This window comes from Lactobacillus sp. UMNPBX17 (genome assembly GCF_002553735.1).
Lineage (GTDB): Bacteria > Bacillota > Bacilli > Lactobacillales > Lactobacillaceae > Lactobacillus > Lactobacillus gallinarum.
Window position 1 is genome coordinate 21,853 of the sequence record NZ_PCYT01000013.1, and the last position, 18,192, is coordinate 40,044.

An 18,192-nucleotide genomic window follows, 5' to 3' on the forward strand; every position below is an offset into this window, starting at 1 on the left:
CCTTGCATTGAAATCACTTTCTTAATTCTATACTAAAAAAGGACGAGGTCATTCCCTCGTCCCTATGATTAATTTTATTTTTAACATTGACCGCCGTTTTTTAGATCATCAGCAGTAATTGCTTCAGGTTCATATTGGGTAACGGTCATCCCGCCATCAATAATGCCGCTGTCTGAAGATAAACTCAAAGTTGAGTTGCGCGCATTTACCACTAGACCTGGTTCAAAGAAAGTTGTTTCCGGCTGAGCAGTATACAAGTCAAGACCAGCATTATTTTCGATTGAAATATTATACTTAGGATCTTTTTCAGCAAGGATTACAAACTGGAAGCTGTCGCCAATAGTACAAGTGCCGCCTTTTTTAGAATACTTGGTTGAACCATCATCTAAAGCCAAGATGACAATTTGGTGATCTGCATCCATCTTGCTTTTAATCATTTCTGCAGCATCTGGTTTAATATTGATTGAAATTGCATTCTCTGTCATTTTGTTTCCTCTTTTCAATCTAAATTTGATTAATTTACTTATTTAAATATAGCACGACTAGTTCCAACTAACTAAAAATATGCTCGAAAATGCCGCTAATCTTGATATTTTTAAAATTTATCATTGCATGCAACCACAAAAAGGCTCAAAATGGTACATAGGGTTTTTAGACGATTGTAATACGTAAGGGGGCGCTTTTATGACCGTCTTAAAGAATATTGCTAAAGATAGAATTTTACAGATTACAGTTTTAATTACAGTAGTAAGTCTTTTTTTCGCTAAGCCGCGGTTAGCAGATATTAACTTTCACACTTTATGGTCTGTTGCCGCAATGCTGACGCTGATCCAGATCTATGCTTATTTGCACGTTCTGGATGTTTTAGCGTACAAACTTACGAGTATCGCAGATAATACGCGTAAGTTGAACATGCTGTTCACGGTTTTGGCCGTTATCGCCGGTATGTTCTTAGGTAATGACATTACTGTATTAACTTTAATTCCACTTTATTTAAATATCGCTAAGCGCTACAAGCTACCACAAATTTTGCCAGTTACCTTAATTGGTATGGGGGCAAATATTGGTGCTGCATTTACACCATGGGGGAATCCGCACAATATTTTCTTAGTAAGTCGCTACAACGTAAGTCCAATTAAGTTTTTTGAATGGTCTGTACCTTATTTGGTAGTTTCATTGATCATCATGTGGCTGGTCTTTTTGCTTATCCCTAAAAAAGATATTCCTACTCAAAAAACAGAACCTATCAGAATTAGTTGGCGTCCTACTATTATTACAACTGTAGTATTTATTTTCTTCTTCTTTGGCGTCTTCAGAGCAATTGATATCATTTGGCCATTAATTGTCGCCATAATTTTAGCACTTGCCATCAATCCGCGCATAATGCTTAAGATTGACTATGCCCTACTTCTTACCTTTACAGGCTTCTTCATCTTTATTAGTGATATCCAACAAATTCCCGCAATTGTTAACTTAATTCATGGTATGGTTTACTCCGAAATTTCAACTTATTTCGCTTCAATTCTTTCAAGTCAGGTTATGAGTAACGTACCATCGACTATCTTAGTTGGTAAGTTTACTAACTATGTCCAAGCATTATTCTTGGGTTCAAACATCGGTGGTTTTGGTTCAGCTATTGGTTCAATGGCCAATATGTTGGTATTAAAGACTTTCAACCAACACGGTAGTGTAAGTAAGAAGAAATTCTTTATTCAATGGACAATCATGCAATTTGCCGGTTTGATTATTTTAACCATAGTTGGATTAGGATTATTAATTTTCAGAATTTAATACTTTTCATTGAGAATGTCGCTTAGACATTCTTTTTTTATTGCCTCCAATATCAGAAATGGATAAAATTAAATAAACGTATAGAAAGGGGAATATTATGTCACCATTAGTATGGATAATTTTAATTATCATTGTCTTATTAGTCGGTATTTATATTGCAATTTACAACGGATTGCAAAAATCTCGCGTTTTCGTTGATGAATCATGGAGTCAAATTGATGTTCAACTTAAGCGCCGTAATGACTTAATTCCTAATTTAGTTGAAACTACTAAAGGCTATGCCAAACATGAAAAATCAACTTTAGAAGGTGTAGTTAAGTTACGTGATCAATTAGTTAACGTTCCTCAGGGAGATCACGAAGAAGCAATGAAGTTGTCCAATCAAATTACTGATTCTTTAAAATCAATTTTTGCATTGGCCGAAGCATATCCTGACTTAAAAGCAAATCAAAATTTCTTAAAACTTCAAGAAGAATTAACCAACACAGAAAACAAAATTGCTTACTCTCGTCAGCTTTACAACTCAAGTGTTGCATCATACGATCAAAAATTGCTTACTTTCCCTTCCAACTTGATCGCCAAAATTCATGGCTTTACCAAGATCGATTACTTGGAAACCCCAACTGAAGAAAAGGCCGTTCCTAAAGTTAAGTTTTAGTTAGAAGGAAAATTATGTTATACCAACAAATTGCCCGTAACAAGCGTAAAACTGCGTTAATTATGGTTCTCTTTGTGGTAATTTTAGCCCTTGTTGGTGCTGGACTAGGCTATCTTTTTAGCAATAGTCCATGGATAGGAATCATCATTGCCTTAGTAGGTAGTTTAATTTACTTATTAATTATGTGGCAAAATCCGGCCAATATGATTATGAGTCTTAACCATGCTCAAGAAATTCAGGAAGCAGATAATCCTGAATTGTGGCATATCGTTGAAGATATGGCTATGGTAGCAAGGGTACCAATGCCCCGCGTCTATATTATTCCTGATCCAAGTCCCAACGCCTTTGCGACAGGACGAGATCCTAACCACAGTGCGGTAGCTGTAACAGAAGGCATTCTTCAACTGATGGATCGTGAGGAACTAGAAGGCGTACTAGGACATGAATTATCACATGTACGCAATTACGACATTCTGCTTTCCACCATTGCTGTTGTGCTGGTCGGAGTAATTTCCTTTATTTCCGGCATGGCATCTCGTTACATCTGGTTTGCTGGTGGCGGCCGCGATCGTGACGATGATCGTGATTCAAATGCCTTTGAGATAATCTTTAAAGTGGTAGCCATTGTCTTTGTTTTAATCTTAGGACCATTATCGGCTTCTCTTGCTCAAATGGCTCTTTCACGCAATAGAGAATATTTAGCAGATGCTTCCTCTGTAGAATTAACGCGTAATCCGCAAGGATTAATTTCTGCTTTGAGAAAAATCGAAAATAGTCAGCCAATGAAGCAGGCTGATCGTAGTAGTGCTGGGCTATATATCGAAAATCCATTCCATAATCATGGCCTATCGCATCTTTTCGATACTCACCCACCTACAGAAGATAGAATTAACAGACTTGAACACATGTAAAAAAAGAATCTGGAAAATTTCCAGATTCTTTTTACTTTAAATTGATATTAGCTTGTCTAAATAGCTCTTCTCGCATAGCAGCTGGCGTCATGTGATAGTATTGGTTGAATTTCTTATAGAAGAAAGACTTGCTTGAATAACCTACACGCCCGATAATTTCTTTCAATGATAAATCTGGTTGGGCAAGCAACTCACGTGCTTCTTGCATTCTTCTCTCATCTACATGATCAACAAAGCTCTTACCAGTCTTAGCTTTAACCATATTTGAGAAATAGTTAGGATTAAAGCCAAAGTACTTAGCTGCTTCTGCTAGAGATGCATCCGCAAAGTGCATATCAATATAATTATTCAATGATTTTTTTTCAAATTTAGTTTTATCCAAATTAGTTGGCGTTGCCATTCTTTGGGTTCTAATTGAAATAATAAGCATCACCGTTAACTCGGCCTGAATTAATGCCTTGATGAAGATATCATTATTCAAATATCCTCCAATAATATGTTGCATTACTTGAGAGGCACGAGTGATTTGATTATTTTTTAACCATAAAGCATGCTCGTTTTCAAGGCTATCAACTATTTGCTTAATAACCTTCATTTCCCTGCTGCCTTTATAACTAAAATCATTAAAGTATTTACGATATCTAAAACCGGGCTTAAATTTTAGTTTAACAAGTACTGTATCTGATGTTTGTTTGGTAATCTCATAAATGCTATTTTCCGTAAGTAAAAGAACATTACCGGATTTCATTGGGATAATCTTTTCACCACTCTTAATCGTCACAGTACCTTTGGCGACATATAAGATTGTCGAGACATCCATGCGATAGCGATGAATGCCAGTATTATGATTTTCAAGGTAGATTGTAAACAGATCAAAATCGGGATTGCCAGCCTCGAGTTTTACCTCGTTCTTATCTGTTATGTTTGATTTTAATACGCTAGCCAGATATTGATCCAGAGCAACAGCTGCCATATGTCCACCTTCCTTAATTAAACAAATAATAATAGTACTATAAGTACATTATAAAACAAAAAGATATTTAGCATTGTGTATAATTGCTTTATTGTATCGAAATGACTCTTTTACGGCAGTAGACAGGCAAAAAATCATTTTGTACAATCAGAATTATGATGATAGAAATTAGTGATGTAACCTTTTCTTACGAAAAAGAACCCCTTATCCACCAGCTTAATATGAATATCGCACCTGGTTTTAATCTTTTAATTGGACCAACAGGTTGCGGCAAATCCACGCTACTAAAAATTATTGCGGGACTCTATCCAAAATATGCTGGAAAATTAACAGGAGGAATTGATCTTCATGGTCAAAAAGCGGCCATGATGTTTCAAAATGCTGCGGAACAATTTACGATGACAACGCCACGTGAAGAAATCGTCTTTGCGTTAGAAAATTTGCAAATAAAAGCTAAGGATTATGACCCCCACATAAAAAAGGCAGTGGAATTCACCAAAATTGCAGATTTGCTTGACCAAAAAATTAGTACATTATCAGGTGGTCAACAGCAGCGTGTAGCCCTAGCCGTCTTAATCGCAATGGATGTCGATGTTTTTTTGCTAGACGAACCTTTTGCTAGTTGTGATCCTAACACACGTCATTTTTTGATAAAAAAATTAGCAAGCTTAGCTGAAACTGGAAGAACGATCCTATTAAGCGACCACGTATTGGATGATTATGAGCAAATTTGTGATCAACTATATCAATTTGAAGGTAAAACCGTTAAAGAATTATCTGCTAATGAAAAAAATAAATTGTTTACGCAAAATAAACAATTCCATGCACGATCTTATTCTTTTGTGTTGCCAACCGGCACACCCGTTTTCGAGCTAAACAAGACACAGATCAGACAAAATCGTCTTTTGCTTAAACAAAACAAACTAAAAATCTACGGCAAAACAACTCTAATTACTGGTTCAAATGGTGTCGGCAAAACATCACTATTTAAAGCAATGACTAAAATGATTCCGTACAAAGGTAATTTTACCTATTTAGATAATGAAATTGCAAAGATAAAATACCATAAATATTTATCTCAGGTAGCACAAATTTTTCAAAAGGCAAGCGATCAGTTCTTAACAGTCACCGTCAAGGATGAGATTGAGTTAAGCAAAAAAGACCGCAATCACTTTTTTACTGATGAAAAAATTGATGAATGGCTAGACAAATTACAGCTAAAACAGCATCTTGATCAAGTAGTTTATTCTTTATCTGGTGGTCAGCAAAAGAAGCTGCAAATTTTGTTAATGCTGATGACTAAGCATAATGTGTTGCTAATTGATGAGCCTCTGAGCGGACTGGATCATGACTCGATTGAGTTAGTTCTGCAACTGATGCAAGAATGCCAAGAGAAGCTCCACCAGACGTTTTTAATCATTAGCCATCAGATAGACGAATTAGCTCAATTTTGCGATTACAGGCTTGTTTTTGCGGACCAGCAGCTAAAATATGTGGAGGAGTAGCCATGAATCCTAGTTTAAAGTTCATTTTGGCTTTTATTATTTCCCTGGAAATATCTTTGAAGGCCAGCTTAACTACCAATTTGATTGTCATTGTTTTTGCGTTGATTTATCTATTAATTACTAGAATCAGGATCAAGGAATTGATTTTGTTAATCGCCGTGCCATTTATCGCAGCGTTCACGATATTTGCGACGCTGTTTTGGTTCTCACCGACGCCTGATGCATATTACGCTTGGAATCTGTCGACCCGTGTGTACGTCTATACTTTGACCATTGCTTGTGTCACGAGAAACACTACGGCGACAGATCTCGCTCGTTCGCTTGAACAAAATCTGCATCTACCTAGTAAATTTGCGTATGGCGTTTTGGCGGCAATCAATATTATTCCGCGAATGAAAATTGCAGTTAAACAAATTAGAGCTGCGGCCATGATGCGCGGGATGTATCTGAGTTTTTGGTCACCGGTACTCTACTTTAAGGCAATCTTGGTAGCACTCAACTCCGCCGACAATTTAGCGCAAGGAATGGAATCCCACGGCTATGTCGAAGGACAGAAGAGATCAACTATCGTGGCAATTCCATTAACAAAAAAAGATTGGCTGATCTTCTTTACTTTATTGATTTTGGTTAATATTTCGTTGTTTATTTTTAAGTAGGCAAAAAGATGGAAATTATTGAAGGAAAGATGCCCTTCATGGGCTATGAAACTTATTATCGAATTGTTGGTAAAAGAAGCAAAAAGCCGCCGCTAGTGCTGCTTCATGGCGGACCTGGCTCAAGCCACAATTATTTTGAGGTGCTGGATGAATTAGCACAAAAAGACGGGCGCCGCATCATTATGTATGACCAATTAGGTTGCGGTGAAAGCAGCATCCCTAATGATCATCCTGAACTTTACACTAAGGAAACTTGGGTGAAGGAATTAGTAGCGTTACGTGAACATTTGGCATTACGCAAGATGCATTTGCTTGGACAAAGCTGGGGCGGGATGCTCGCCATTATTTACATGTGTGACTATCATCCAAAAGGCATTCAGAGCTTGATTCTGTCTTCTACCCTGTCATCGGCATCCCTTTGGAGTAAAGAACTCCACCGCATGATTAAGTATTTGCCAATTGAGGAGCAAGCAGCGATTCATAGAGCTGAGTTGACCAGCAATTTTAACGATCCTGACTATTTGAAGGCTAACGAGCATTTCATGAATCAACATGCCATCGATATGACGAAGACCTGGCCGGAGTGCGTGATGCGCAAAAAGCGTGGCGGCACCGTTGCGTATGAAACAGCATGGGGACCGAATGAATATACTCCGGAAGGCAATCTGCATGACTATGAATACACGAATAAATTGGGCAAAATAAAAGTTCCAACTCTGATTACGAGTGGAACCGATGATTTATGTACGCCATATGTGGCTAAAACAATGCAAGACGAGATTGCCGGCAGTAAGTGGCGGTTGTTTGAAGGATGCGGCCACATGTCATTTGTTGAACAAACTGATGAATATGTTGCACTGCTGCAGAAGTGGCTGGATCAATATGATGAATAATAATAGACTGACCTTGATTGGTCAGTCTTTTTTATATAAAAATGTTAAATACGTTTACTTTTTTAAGAATAAAACAAAAACGAAGGAGCAATTTCTGCTTCTTCGTCTTTCTTCATTCTTTCACTGCGTTTGTGAGCCTATTTGAAGTTCACTACTTTAACGTAGCGTTTGTTGGTTGCGGTTGCGCCGGCTACCTGGTAGTAGCGCTTGCCGTTCCTAAACTTGTATGAGCCACCATATGTGGTGATGATTCGACCCTTTATAAGTACAGTGTAATCGGCACGGCGTTTGCTGGTTGCGTAAACGTAGGCGTTACGTTTTAAAGTACGCTTAGTACCATCAATATTTGAAGCCTTGATGTAAGCCTCGTTGTAGTCGTCTCCTAAAGCTAATTTATAATATTCGCTACCATTAATATCTACTGTATTTGGTAAAACAGAAACTTTACGATAAGAGTAATACTTTTTGCCTAATGACTTACCTTTATCGTTATAAAGAATAGCAGTATGCATCAAAGTCTTATTAACTGGTTCCGCAGAAGTAGTGAGCTTAGTATTACTAGACGTACTGCCGCTACCTTCAATATCAGAGGTATGAATGTATATATCCGAATTGGCACTATTAAGTCTAGTATATGAAACATTGTTAACTGTTACTGTACCACAGTTACCGTAGTTGGATATTTACCAGCTACCTCCCAGTTAAAACTATCCATGTTAACTTTAACTGTTACAGGAGTTTTATCATTGCTAGAAACTGTAGCTGTAAAAGCTTTTTGAATTGCTGCAAGTGTATCACTCATAGAATTCACTTTTCTTACAGGGATGTAATTAAATGAAGCATTATCCGTTACATCATTAATTGATTGATCCTGATCATAACTTTTACCAGCAAATGTAATTACAGGATTAGTGCTAGTTTTATTAGCAGTAGTAGTAACAGCATTTGTCGTAGTATCAGCTTGTACAGTTGAAGTAATTGTAGGTGCTACCGTTAACAAGGCAGCTACAGCCAAGCTGATTAATTTAGTTCTCTTGTTCATGATTTTGTCCTTCCTAAATATCTAAAATCACTTAACTTAAACTAATGGCATAGTATATTTCTATCGTGAAATGAGTATACATTATTTTGAAAATGCGCAAATTAAAAAATCCCTTATTAGGGATTTTTGCTCTACTTATGATACGGACTACCCGAATTAATCATGAACGCACGATAAATCTGCTCAATCAATACCACTCGCATCAACTGGTGTGGCATCGTCAACTTACCAAAACTAATCAGATCATCCCCGCGCTTATTAACAGCATCACTTGTTCCCAAGCTGCCGCCAATCACAAACGTGATATCCGAATGACCGTACGTAGCCAGATCCTGAATCTCCTTCGCAAATTCCTCACTACTGCGCTGCTTACCTTTAATCGCAGTCACGTAGACATACTCCTTATCCTTAATCTTGCTCAGAATCCGTTCGCCTTCGATCCGCTTGACGCGTTCATCTTCAGCCACACTGAATTTCTCCGGTGCTTTTTCATCAGGCACCTGTACAATCGACACTTTCGCAAAGCGGCTTAGCCGCTTTTTATATTCCGCAATCGCATCTTTAAAATACTTTTCTTTTAATTTTCCAACACAAACAATCTTAATATTCATACTTACTAGTTTATCATCAAAATTAACAGAAATTCCACTGTAGTTTTCCACATCCTGTTCAAAACACAATCTACATTTTGTGGTATTATTAACTACATCTTCAATACTTTGTGGTCAAAATTTTATTGAATTTTTTTCAAAAAACTTTCCCACATTTTGCCTATGGATAAGCATTTTTCACAAACTTTACGTTAAAAAGCTTAACATACCAGCATGAACGCACGTTTTAACAAAATTTATTCACTTATTTTTAAAAATATTATCCACACTAGTCAAGCACAAAATCAGCCGAGTTATCCACAATCCACAGAGTTATCCACATTTGTCAACAAGTACTCTTTCATCAGCAGTTTCTTGACAAATGAAGAAAACGAACTTTTTCTTGTTACACATTATTATAGTTAATAAAAAGAGATATATCTGCATTTAATTCGCATGATATAGCTCTTTTTCTTTGCTTAAATATTTTTATTTATTGATTAGTTGCCTTCAAGTTTTACCTTCATGTCAACGTCTTTACCATTTCTGTTCACGGTTACATTTACGGTATCACCGACTTTGTGACTGTAAAGGATACTGTGTAACGATGCAACATCGTCAACTTTCTTGCCGTCAACCTTAGTAATGACATCGCCACTCTTAATGCCTGCATTTGCAGCAGAACCACTCTTATTGACAGATGCAATGTAAATACCACTCTTAAGGTTAGACTTAATCTTCAAACGGCTTCTGTAACCTTCTGGAATACCTTGAAGTGCGATTACTCTCACGCCAAGTTGTGGACGCGTAATCTTACCCTTCTTAACCAGTTCATTAACAATAGTTACTACTTCATTTGAAGGAATTGCGAAGCCCATCCCTTCTACAGAAGTACCATCGCTTGATTGTGCCAACTTCATTGAGTTAATACCAATAACTTGACCAGCTGAGTTAACTAATGCACCACCAGAGTTACCTGGGTTAATTGCGGCATCAGTTTGGATAACTGTTTGTTGATTGCCTGATGAAGTAGAGATTGTTCTTGCAGGTGCTGAAATAATCCCTTGCGTTACCGTAGAAGCATATTCACTACCAAGTGGTGAACCAACCGCAATTACGGTTTGACCGGCTTCTAGGTGCTTAGAATCACCGAATTGAGCCGTTTGAGTTACATACTTAGCATCAATTGATAAAACGGCTAAGTCAGTTGTACTATCTTTACCCACAACCTTAGCATTTACAGTTTTACCATTAGCAAGCAAAACTTGTACTGCGTCGCTACCGGAAATAACGTGGTTGTTAGTTACAATGTAGCCTTTACCATTAGATTTCATGTAAACGACACCAGAACCTTCACTATAAGTTTCAAGCTTGCCGCTCTTACTTGAAGAACTGTCGCTATCATCGCCAAACAAGCTACTATAAAGTGAATCTGCACCGCTTGAAGCTGATTGTCGCTTCAAATTAATGACAGAAACAACCGCACCTTTCACATCATTATAAGCAGCAGTCATCGTACCACCATTTTTGGCACTCTTTTCAGAAACCTTGCTGCTGCTTGAAGAAATACTGGTTTGTGCAGCGTTATTAGCTTGACCATTATTCATTTGTTCCATTGCGTAATAAGACACGCCACCGCCGACAAGTCCGCCAACTACACCAACGATTGCTGCAGTAGCGATAATTTTGTTACCGCTCTTTCTTCTAGGTTGATTTTGATTATTATTTTGATTTTCTACCATACCGTTACTCTCCCCTCATATCATTGTTAATACTATACCGAGCAAATTTGAAAAATATATGAATAATCTATACAAAAACTGCTAAATTTCTATCAACTTTGTTGGACTAGCGGGTTCTGTATCAATAATTTGCACATCATCACTCAAATTTGCATCCCCTTCAATCAGCATTTCTTTCGCCGTCTCATGTGCTAAGTATTCCGTATTATTATGCTGACTACGGTGTGCCAAAAAGATATGCTTTGTCTTGGGCGTTACCACATCAACTAAAGCCTGGGCTGCTTCATCGTTTGACAAATGCCCAACATCTGACAGAATTCGCTGCTTAAGCGACCAAGAATACGGTCCATCTCTTAGCATCATAGTATCATAATTGAATTCCATCATATAGGCATCCGCATCCTCAATCGTCCCCTCAACTTCTTCAGAGACATAGCCTGTATCTGTTAAAAACACAATTCGTTTTCCACCACTTGTAAAAACATAATACTGTGGCTCGGCCGCATCATGACTAGTTGCAAATGCCGTAACATCGAGATCGCCAAAAGTTTTAGTCTGCCCTGGTTCAATCGTATTCATCTGCTCTGCCGGCAACTTACCGATCTTTTGCGTATCTAATAGATACTGCCATGTGCCGCTATTAGCAAAAGCATCGATCTTGGGATAACGGCGCATCAAAACGCCTAAACCACCGCTATGGTCCGTATGGTCATGACTCAAAAACGCCATATCAATATCATTAATATCTACGCCAACATCGGCCAATAATTGCTTAGTTTTTTTGCCAGAAAGGCCAGCATCCATAAGGATTTTATGCTGGCTTGTTTCGATTAAACTAGTATTACCGGTTGACCCGCTCGCTAAAACGGAAACCTTCATCTTTGTCTTTACCTCTCTACTTTTCAACGTTATACGTAGTCGACTGGAGCATTTGCGCCGTATATGCGTTAACTCGCTTTAACGTAATATTCTTAGTGGTCTTGTTTTCTATCCAGACTAACCAAGTCGGTAACAAAATCGTACTGCCACGAACTTCAGTCAACTTAGAATAGCCCAACTTAATTTGCGTTACCTTCGAATTGTTAGTCAACTCTCGATTAGTATACATCGCACGCACTGCACGCACTGCACTGATCGTTGACTGCAATTCTCTTACTGGACTAGCTGGACCCATGTAAGATTCCGCATAATTGATAATCTGATGATCCTTGACCGCGATGCTCAATTGAGCTGAACCAGCATAAATCTCGCCATAGTCAGTTGTTTGTACAAAAACATAATTGTCTTCGCTGGACATATCTGGCTCATACTTGAATTCTTTTCCATAAGGGACATTCTTAGGATCATTCTTGAATTTATTTACTTGTTCCAGTGCCTTTTTAGGATTTTTATCCAAGAGCGTTGTCATCTTAGGTGCAGCGTAAAGAACATTTTCGTCTTTAGAATAGCGTACGTTAACATTGGTCAAAGCATCTATTTTATTGGAAAGATAATTACGGTTTTTGGTTGCTAAATAATAGCCTGAGGCAGGTGCATTAGAAAGTTTATCTGGCAAATCAATATTATCTGACTTCATTTCTGAACGAATGCTGGCCACGCTGCGAGTGGTTGTATCTGCTCCGCTCAAATTGACGGGTGAACGTAGAATCTCAATCCCCAAATAGATATCGATCAATAAGAAAACAATGAAAAACAGCCATTCTATTCGTTTATGGTCCATTTTTATTTCACCTCATTAGTTTTAACTGTCTCCCCAGGTTTACGGTAAGGAGCTACATTCTTCTTTTCCCACTCGTCAACACTCTTCCACTCATCGTAAGCCTTTACGTAATAAGTTGGAATTAAGTTAATCAAGCTATGGTGACTAGAATCCTTTTCTGTCTTGAAACCTACAATAATTCGTTGAATATCAGATTGCTTAAGACCATGCGCACCTAGTTCACTCACTACCTCAGCAGTCGGCTTTAACTCTTGAGTTTGACCATCAAAAGGAATCGGAATTTGGAAATTGACACTGTTGAAGGCAACGTTAATTGAATCATATGAAAAAGTAGTTTTAACCTGCAAATCATGCTGGTTCAAGAAAACAGGAATCCCTTCAATATAGTTGACATAGCCCACATTAGAGCCATCCGCGTCAAAGAATCGCAGATCTTGTTCGGTTAATCCCAATTGGTGCACGTAGTACACGCTATCAAGCAGACGGTTAGTTGCATTCGGAATCTTATTCTTTTCAAAATGAGTATACAAGTAATTATGCTCACCTGATTCAGGATCTGGCACCTTTAATCTGGTGTAATAGTTGAGAGAATAGATGGTTTGTCCACTCTTATTAGTCTTGCTAGTTACTCCAGAAGTTCCCAATAAGCGAGAAACGAAGTAAGAATAAGACTGGTTATTAGTCAAATAGCTGTAAACCTGGCTATTGGTTGTTCGACTATAGAATGGTGAATAACCTTCCTGCAATTTAACCAAGTGTACTGGACTCTTAGTTTTGGCATTACGAGCAAATTTACGCAACTTATCAAAGTTAGCGCCCTTGATCTTAATGCGGTAAATCGCACTAGTTTGATCATTGCCTAAATAAATAAGATTATTAGAACGGGAGACAAAGAAGCGATTAAATTCTCGATTATCGTTATTAGAATTGTTCAAACGATTGAACAAAGAAAAAGTGATTTCATCAGGATAAACTAATTGCAAATAAGCATCATCATTCAAATATTCTTCGTACTTAGCGCGAGACTTAACAATTTTCTTTACATCGCTAACTGCCTTGGCTTTTTGAATTTCCTTGGTAAATTCCAAAGTTAAATTATTTTTTGAATCATACAACTGGCATAATCTGCCGTCTACAAAACCGTATGAAGTAGTTGGAATGTACAGATCATATAATGATTTGGCACTATGGCTACGAGCCTGCTCTTTTGTAGTATTATTCTGATTTTGACCAATATTGCTGAAACGCTGGTCACTCGTCATGATAAAAATCCATAAAACAATGGAAAGAACAATGGCGAGCAGGGTAGCTAAACCTAAGAAAAATTCACCGAATTTAAATTTAAACTTCATCCCAGTCATCCTCCTCTGTCATTGGTTCATAAGGCAAAGAAATATAGAAGGTAGAGCCCTTGCCCTCGCTACTATCAGCCCAAATTCGACCATGATGAGCTTCCACAATTTCTTTAGCAATGGCTAAACCTAACCCGGTTCCGCCTTGAGCACGTGAACGAGCCTTATCTACACGATAGAATCTATCGAAGATCTTACCTAAGTCCTTTCTAGGAATACCTAATCCTTGATCAGAAATACTCAAGATAACGTGACCTTGACTATGAGTTAAGCGAACGGTAATCACACCACCATCAGGTGAATATTTAATCGCATTATTCATAATGTTGTCGATCACCTGCATCATCTTGTCAGTGTCAATCTCTACCCAAAGGGCCTGATTGCCTAACTCACGTTTGATAGTGTATTTCTTTTTGTGGCCCTTATTTTTATCGGTTTTCACAATCATATCAAACCGGTTCAAAATATGGTTTACAAAGTCATTCAAGTTAACGAATTCCAGATCCATCTTTGAAACGCCACGGTCCATTCTGGACAGGCTAAGTAAGTCGTTAATCATTCTGATCATTCGACTTGTTTCTTGCTGAGTGACTTCCAAGAATTTAGGCGCAATTTCAGGATCTTTCCATGCACCTTCATTTAAAGCTTCAATGTAGGCTTGCAAACTTGTTAAAGGTGTTCTTAACTCGTGAGAGACGTTGGAAACAAATTGTCTTTGTGAATTTTCATTCTTTTGTTGTTCCGTGACATCATGAAGAACGCAAACACTACCTGATACGAAACCTGTTACACGCTTAATTAATGAAAAACTAGCATGCAAAATAATTTCATCACGCGTACCCGGATCAAGAGTAACAACGATTTCCTTTTGGCTAGAAATCAAATCTTGTGACGATGTATCTTTCAAACCTAAAACTTCTGCTATTGGCTTATTAATGATCTCATCTTCGTTCGCATTCAAATATCTAAGTGCCATGTGGTTAACGACGCTGACGTTGCCGTGACGGTCGGTAGCAAGCACCCCATCACTCATGTGCGACAGCACGCTATCTAGCCTACGTCTTTCACTATCTGATTCTTCTTGCGATTGTTCAATTCGAACGGACAAAGTATTAAAGGCTTTGGCCAATTGTCCCAACTCATCGTTTGAGTAGATTTTTACCTGACTAGAATAATCACCGTTGGCAATATGCAGGGCCTGTTTTTGCATTTCCTCAATCGGCTGAGTAATTGCGCGGGAAATAACTAGTGCTAAAAATGCTCCAAGTAGTGCCGCAATTAATGAAGCAATCAAGAATGTTAAGGAAATCTGCCGCAGATTATCGAAGACATCCTGCATGCTGGCCTTAACATAAATTGCACCAACATTGTTGTTCGAACCGTTGCCACTAGTTAAAGGCGAGATCTGAATCATGTAATTGCCATGATCATCAACCACCTTATTAATCTGGTGCCCGGTTGAAATTACTTGCTTAACATCAGTATTGTTAATTCGCTGACCAATCTTGCTTTTATCGTTCAAATTAGAGACCGCACGAATAGTATCTTTATTATCAACAACGATAATTTCACTAATCGAGTCATTGTTATAATCATTGACGATTTGATTCAAGCGATCATTGGCATTTTTGCTATCGCTGGCTAGTTGATTGGCCAACTGATTGCTTACGATCGTCTGAATCTGAATCGATGATTGAAAGTTTTCAATACTATTTTGTTCTAATTGCCTGGTAAAATAAGCTCCAATTACTTCAATTGTTGCTAGCAGCATCAACATAAACACAATCGCTAGCTTAGTATTAATTGAATTAAATGTAGCGTTTAATTTCTCTCTGAGTTTTTTCATCATTCATTCAACATTTTTAACATAAAAAAGAAAGTCACTTACCTTTTCAGTTTTGTGACTTTCTTCATTAACCTTCACTTGGCTGTTTTACGTAATATCCTACACCACGACGAGTAACCAAAACCTGAGGTTGAATTGGATTGTCTTCAATCTTTTCTCTCAAGCGGTGAACAGTTACGTCGACTGTACGCACATCGCCAAAGTAGTCATAGCCCCACACAGTTTGTAAAAGGTGTTCACGAGTCATAACTTGCCCCATATGTTGAGCTAAGTAGTAAAGAAGCTCAAATTCACGGTGAGTAAGTTCAATCTTTTGACCATCTTTTTCAACAATATAAGCATCTGGCATGATAACCAAGTTACCGATCTTAATATTCTTATCTGTATCATCTTGGCTGGCTGCTTCTGCCTTCTTAACGATGTCACGACGGCGCAAGTTAGCCTTAACGCGGGCAACTAATTCTCTATTAGAGAAAGGCTTAGTGACGTAGTCATCAGCACCCATTTCTAGACCAAGTACTTTATCAATTTCAGTATCTTTAGCTGTTACCATGATAATTGGCATATCGTGCGTTTGACGAACTTCACGAGCAACCTCGAGTCCATCTTTCTTTGGTAACATTAAATCCAGGATCATTAAGTCTGGATCGTATTCGTCAACTTTCTTAACAGCTTCTTCGCCATCATAGGCGGTGTCGACATCAAAGCCTTCCTTAGTTAAATTAAATTTAATGATATCAGAAATCGGCTTTTCATCGTCGACGACGAGAATCTTTTTTGGCATCGGGAATGCCTCCTTTGCCCTTACATTATACTGGATTTTGCGGTTTTAGCCAAAAAAATCGAAAAAATTTAAAAAAAGTCTTGCATTTTTTGCCAGTTAATTGCATAATAATATCTGTTGATTGATTCAGCACATGGGTGGCTAGCTCAGCTGGCAGAGCAACGGACTCTTAATCCGTGGGTCCAGGGTTCGATCCCCTGGCCACCCATAACATATTAGTTAGAGATAGGACTTTAATCCTATCTCTTTTTTTGATCTTCTAATTGGATTTAAGGCTGCCGATCTTGGTAAAATATAGATAAGATATTTTGACTAAGGGGGCTTTACTATGAACGAAGCTGTATTTTTCAATCCGGGGGATGCGATTGCATCTTCCCATGACTTCAAGGAAGCACGCAGAAGTGCACAAATTATTAAGGCAGAACGTCCAACGGGCCGCCAGATTGTAATTGCTAAAAATGATAAGAGTGGTATCTATGCTGTCTACTATGCAGACAAGATGCAGGAAGATCAGACTGGCACTGCATATCACATTGAAGATAAGCTTTAAGATTGATCGGTCAAATGGCCGATTTTTTGTTTTTTTATGTTTTTGAGCAATTATTTTGACTTTTTTTAAAAAAGTACTTGTCAAAAGCAAAATCTACTGGTAATATATTTAACTGTCAGCGAGAGAGCTGATAAAAAATATGGGTGGCTAGCTCAGCTGGCAGAGCAACGGACTCTTAATCCGTGGGTCCAGGGTTCGATCCCCTGGCCACCCATAATATGGAAATGGCACTGCAAGAAGGCGGTGCTTTTTTGTGCTTAAAATTAGATATGTGAAAAAGGCGGCTTGATGGCCGTCTTTTTGGGATCAGTGTGAATTATTGTACCCCCACAATTTATGTGCTTTAATATGGTTAACATTCGAATATTGATGAGGTGTTAACACATGAAAAAGAATAGAACAATATTTACTATTCTCATTACCGTCTTTTTGGGCATCGTTTCACTAAGCATGAATTCCCGCCCAGTTAAGGCAGCCAATAATGTGAAGCTGTATTTAAACAGTAACTCCTATGTATACAACAACAAAGGCCAACGTTTACGTGGTAAAAACAATTACATCAAGAAGAATAAGGCTGTTACTGCTCCAGGAAAATTGCTAAAAACAAATTCTGTGAAGAGATATTACGTGCAAGTACGACAAGATTTACAATCAAGTCCTGATTTTAAAGTTGATTTATATTATCTTCCATATAAAGTTATTAAATCTCAACCATACTACAAGTTGAACAATAATAAATATATCAAATGTTGTAATATCAAAAGAATAAACCAAAAAACTGTTTTTACTAATCAAGCAACTGTAATAGTTGGAAAGCCATTACCACCAGATAAAAATGTATATGCTATGAACCCATCTGGTAAATTTGCCAAGAAGATCTTAAAAAGAGGACAAAAATTAGTAGTCGATGAAGCCAATATTTTAAATGGCTCACTTTATTCTTCTTATCATATTAAAAACACGCAATACTGGATTTACTCTGGAAATGTAGTTAAAAAGCCAAAAATGCCATTTTCAGCTCATCCAACAAAATCATTTATCAACATGCAAAGAACGCAATATTAAAAAAAGACCAATATGTTTAAGCATTGAAGTGAGACCTAAAAGTGAGACACTTTTAGGTCTTTTTCTACGTAAAGTCAAGCATAATAAGAAGTTTGGCTTCATTTTTTGTTTAAA

General features: G+C 37.7%; 19 protein-coding genes and 2 tRNA genes. 10 read left to right on the top strand and 11 right to left on the bottom strand.

Features of this window, described 5'->3' with window-relative positions:
• Positions 1–80: 80 nt before the first annotated feature.
• Positions 81–485 carry an iron-sulfur cluster biosynthesis family protein gene (locus tag CP368_RS03515; RefSeq protein WP_005727488.1) on the bottom strand — a complete coding sequence of 135 codons (405 nt, stop codon included), beginning with the start codon at positions 483–485 and terminating at the stop codon, positions 81–83.
• Between the two features lie 199 nt (positions 486–684).
• Between CP368_RS03515 and CP368_RS03520 the strand changes: the two genes are divergently transcribed.
• The 3 genes from CP368_RS03520 to htpX all read left to right on the top strand — a co-directional run bounded on the left by CP368_RS03520 (position 685) and on the right by htpX (position 3,360).
• A complete protein-coding gene (locus CP368_RS03520; RefSeq protein ID WP_098043875.1) occupies positions 685–1,791 on the top strand; it encodes an SLC13 family permease in 1,107 nt (368 codons plus the stop codon).
• Positions 1,792–1,888: 97 nt separating this feature from the next.
• The gene (locus CP368_RS03525; RefSeq protein ID WP_098043876.1) at positions 1,889–2,449 is read left to right on the top strand and encodes a LemA family protein; all 561 of its coding nucleotides are present in this window, start codon (positions 1,889–1,891) and stop codon (positions 2,447–2,449) included.
• Positions 2,450–2,463: 14 nt separating this feature from the next.
• A complete protein-coding gene (gene htpX, locus CP368_RS03530) occupies positions 2,464–3,360 on the top strand; it encodes a zinc metalloprotease HtpX (protein WP_098043877.1) in 897 nt (298 codons plus the stop codon).
• A 31-nt stretch (positions 3,361–3,391) separates the two neighbouring features.
• Here htpX and CP368_RS03535 read toward each other — a convergent pair whose 3' ends face one another.
• Positions 3,392–4,333 (bottom strand): helix-turn-helix domain-containing protein, encoded by a 942-nt coding sequence (locus tag CP368_RS03535; protein WP_098043878.1) that lies wholly within the window; start codon positions 4,331–4,333, stop codon positions 3,392–3,394.
• A gap of 155 nt (positions 4,334–4,488) precedes the next feature.
• Here CP368_RS03535 and CP368_RS03540 point away from each other — a divergent pair, with 155 nt between their 5' ends.
• From CP368_RS03540 to pepI, 3 genes are read left to right on the top strand one after another with little or no spacing between them, the layout of a single operon-like run.
• A complete protein-coding gene (locus tag CP368_RS03540) occupies positions 4,489–5,838 on the top strand; it encodes an ATP-binding cassette domain-containing protein (protein ID WP_098043879.1) in 1,350 nt (449 codons plus the stop codon).
• Between the two features lie 2 nt (positions 5,839–5,840).
• Positions 5,841–6,494, top strand: coding sequence for an energy-coupling factor transporter transmembrane protein EcfT (locus CP368_RS03545; RefSeq protein WP_098043880.1), 654 nt, complete (start codon positions 5,841–5,843; stop codon positions 6,492–6,494).
• An 8-nt stretch (positions 6,495–6,502) separates the two neighbouring features.
• Positions 6,503–7,387: a proline iminopeptidase gene (gene pepI / locus CP368_RS03550; protein WP_098043881.1), complete on the top strand. Its 885-nt coding sequence runs from the start codon at positions 6,503–6,505 to the stop codon at positions 7,385–7,387.
• A gap of 137 nt (positions 7,388–7,524) precedes the next feature.
• On the opposite strand, the gene CP368_RS03555 is transcribed toward pepI, so the two are convergent.
• The 9 genes from CP368_RS03555 to yycF form a co-directional block, all read right to left on the bottom strand.
• The gene (locus tag CP368_RS03555) at positions 7,525–7,899 is read right to left on the bottom strand and encodes an SLAP domain-containing protein (protein WP_098043882.1); all 375 of its coding nucleotides are present in this window, start codon (positions 7,897–7,899) and stop codon (positions 7,525–7,527) included.
• 140 nt (positions 7,900–8,039) lie between these two features.
• On the bottom strand, positions 8,040–8,429 hold the full coding sequence (locus tag CP368_RS03560) for a hypothetical protein (RefSeq protein ID WP_025005626.1): 390 nt from the start codon (positions 8,427–8,429) through the stop codon (positions 8,040–8,042).
• Between the two features lie 131 nt (positions 8,430–8,560).
• Positions 8,561–9,040, bottom strand: coding sequence for a 23S rRNA (pseudouridine(1915)-N(3))-methyltransferase RlmH (gene rlmH / locus CP368_RS03565; RefSeq protein ID WP_098036534.1), 480 nt, complete (start codon positions 9,038–9,040; stop codon positions 8,561–8,563).
• Between the two features lie 479 nt (positions 9,041–9,519).
• On the bottom strand, positions 9,520–10,761 hold the full coding sequence (locus tag CP368_RS03570) for a S1C family serine protease (protein ID WP_098043883.1): 1,242 nt from the start codon (positions 10,759–10,761) through the stop codon (positions 9,520–9,522).
• 81 nt (positions 10,762–10,842) lie between these two features.
• A complete protein-coding gene (locus CP368_RS03575) occupies positions 10,843–11,640 on the bottom strand; it encodes an MBL fold metallo-hydrolase (protein WP_098043884.1) in 798 nt (265 codons plus the stop codon).
• A gap of 16 nt (positions 11,641–11,656) precedes the next feature.
• Positions 11,657–12,481, bottom strand: a complete 825-nt coding sequence (locus tag CP368_RS03580; protein ID WP_025005628.1) for a two-component system regulatory protein YycI — start codon at positions 12,479–12,481, stop codon at positions 11,657–11,659.
• A gap of 2 nt (positions 12,482–12,483) precedes the next feature.
• Positions 12,484–13,833: a YycH family regulatory protein gene (locus tag CP368_RS03585; RefSeq protein WP_199161206.1), complete on the bottom strand. Its 1,350-nt coding sequence runs from the start codon at positions 13,831–13,833 to the stop codon at positions 12,484–12,486.
• Positions 13,823–15,679: a cell wall metabolism sensor histidine kinase WalK gene (walK, locus tag CP368_RS03590; protein WP_098043893.1), complete on the bottom strand. Its 1,857-nt coding sequence runs from the start codon at positions 15,677–15,679 to the stop codon at positions 13,823–13,825. The genes CP368_RS03585 and walK overlap by 11 nt, the downstream gene beginning before the upstream one ends.
• Before the next feature lie 67 nt (positions 15,680–15,746).
• On the bottom strand, positions 15,747–16,463 hold the full coding sequence (gene yycF / locus CP368_RS03595) for a response regulator YycF (RefSeq protein ID WP_056945541.1): 717 nt from the start codon (positions 16,461–16,463) through the stop codon (positions 15,747–15,749).
• A gap of 135 nt (positions 16,464–16,598) precedes the next feature.
• Here yycF and CP368_RS03600 point away from each other — a divergent pair.
• The 4 genes from CP368_RS03600 to CP368_RS03615 all read left to right on the top strand — a co-directional run bounded on the left by CP368_RS03600 (position 16,599) and on the right by CP368_RS03615 (position 18,078).
• Positions 16,599–16,671 (top strand) — tRNA-Lys (locus CP368_RS03600).
• A 120-nt stretch (positions 16,672–16,791) separates the two neighbouring features.
• On the top strand, positions 16,792–17,013 hold the full coding sequence (locus tag CP368_RS03605; RefSeq protein WP_025005631.1) for a hypothetical protein: 222 nt from the start codon (positions 16,792–16,794) through the stop codon (positions 17,011–17,013).
• A 141-nt stretch (positions 17,014–17,154) separates the two neighbouring features.
• Positions 17,155–17,227, top strand: a tRNA-Lys gene (locus tag CP368_RS03610).
• A gap of 170 nt (positions 17,228–17,397) precedes the next feature.
• Complete coding sequence (locus CP368_RS03615) at positions 17,398–18,078, top strand: SLAP domain-containing protein (protein WP_025005632.1); 681 nt, start codon at positions 17,398–17,400, stop codon at positions 18,076–18,078.
• Positions 18,079–18,192: the final 114 nt, after the last annotated feature.

Excerpts from the sequence above, each read along its gene's own strand:
- CP368_RS03515 (WP_005727488.1), bottom strand. The coding sequence starts at position 485 with ATGACAGAGAATGCAATTTCAATCAATATTAAACCAGATGCTGCAGAA.
- CP368_RS03520 (WP_098043875.1), top strand. The coding sequence starts at position 685 with ATGACCGTCTTAAAGAATATTGCTAAAGATAGAATTTTACAGATTACA.
- CP368_RS03525 (WP_098043876.1), top strand. The coding sequence starts at position 1,889 with ATGTCACCATTAGTATGGATAATTTTAATTATCATTGTCTTATTAGTC.
- htpX (WP_098043877.1), top strand. The coding sequence starts at position 2,464 with ATGTTATACCAACAAATTGCCCGTAACAAGCGTAAAACTGCGTTAATT.
- CP368_RS03535 (WP_098043878.1), bottom strand. The coding sequence starts at position 4,333 with ATGGCAGCTGTTGCTCTGGATCAATATCTGGCTAGCGTATTAAAATCA.
- CP368_RS03540 (WP_098043879.1), top strand. The coding sequence starts at position 4,489 with ATGATGATAGAAATTAGTGATGTAACCTTTTCTTACGAAAAAGAACCC.
- CP368_RS03545 (WP_098043880.1), top strand. The coding sequence starts at position 5,841 with ATGAATCCTAGTTTAAAGTTCATTTTGGCTTTTATTATTTCCCTGGAA.
- pepI (WP_098043881.1), top strand. The coding sequence starts at position 6,503 with ATGGAAATTATTGAAGGAAAGATGCCCTTCATGGGCTATGAAACTTAT.
- CP368_RS03555 (WP_098043882.1), bottom strand. The coding sequence starts at position 7,899 with ATGCATACTGCTATTCTTTATAACGATAAAGGTAAGTCATTAGGCAAA.
- CP368_RS03560 (WP_025005626.1), bottom strand. The coding sequence starts at position 8,429 with ATGAACAAGAGAACTAAATTAATCAGCTTGGCTGTAGCTGCCTTGTTA.
- rlmH (WP_098036534.1), bottom strand. The coding sequence starts at position 9,040 with ATGAATATTAAGATTGTTTGTGTTGGAAAATTAAAAGAAAAGTATTTT.
- CP368_RS03570 (WP_098043883.1), bottom strand. The coding sequence starts at position 10,761 with ATGGTAGAAAATCAAAATAATAATCAAAATCAACCTAGAAGAAAGAGC.
- CP368_RS03575 (WP_098043884.1), bottom strand. The coding sequence starts at position 11,640 with ATGAAGGTTTCCGTTTTAGCGAGCGGGTCAACCGGTAATACTAGTTTA.
- CP368_RS03580 (WP_025005628.1), bottom strand. The coding sequence starts at position 12,481 with ATGGACCATAAACGAATAGAATGGCTGTTTTTCATTGTTTTCTTATTG.
- CP368_RS03585 (WP_199161206.1), bottom strand. The coding sequence starts at position 13,833 with ATGAAGTTTAAATTTAAATTCGGTGAATTTTTCTTAGGTTTAGCTACC.
- walK (WP_098043893.1), bottom strand. The coding sequence starts at position 15,679 with ATGAAAAAACTCAGAGAGAAATTAAACGCTACATTTAATTCAATTAAT.
- yycF (WP_056945541.1), bottom strand. The coding sequence starts at position 16,463 with ATGCCAAAAAAGATTCTCGTCGTCGACGATGAAAAGCCGATTTCTGAT.
- CP368_RS03605 (WP_025005631.1), top strand. The coding sequence starts at position 16,792 with ATGAACGAAGCTGTATTTTTCAATCCGGGGGATGCGATTGCATCTTCC.
- CP368_RS03615 (WP_025005632.1), top strand. The coding sequence starts at position 17,398 with ATGAAAAAGAATAGAACAATATTTACTATTCTCATTACCGTCTTTTTG.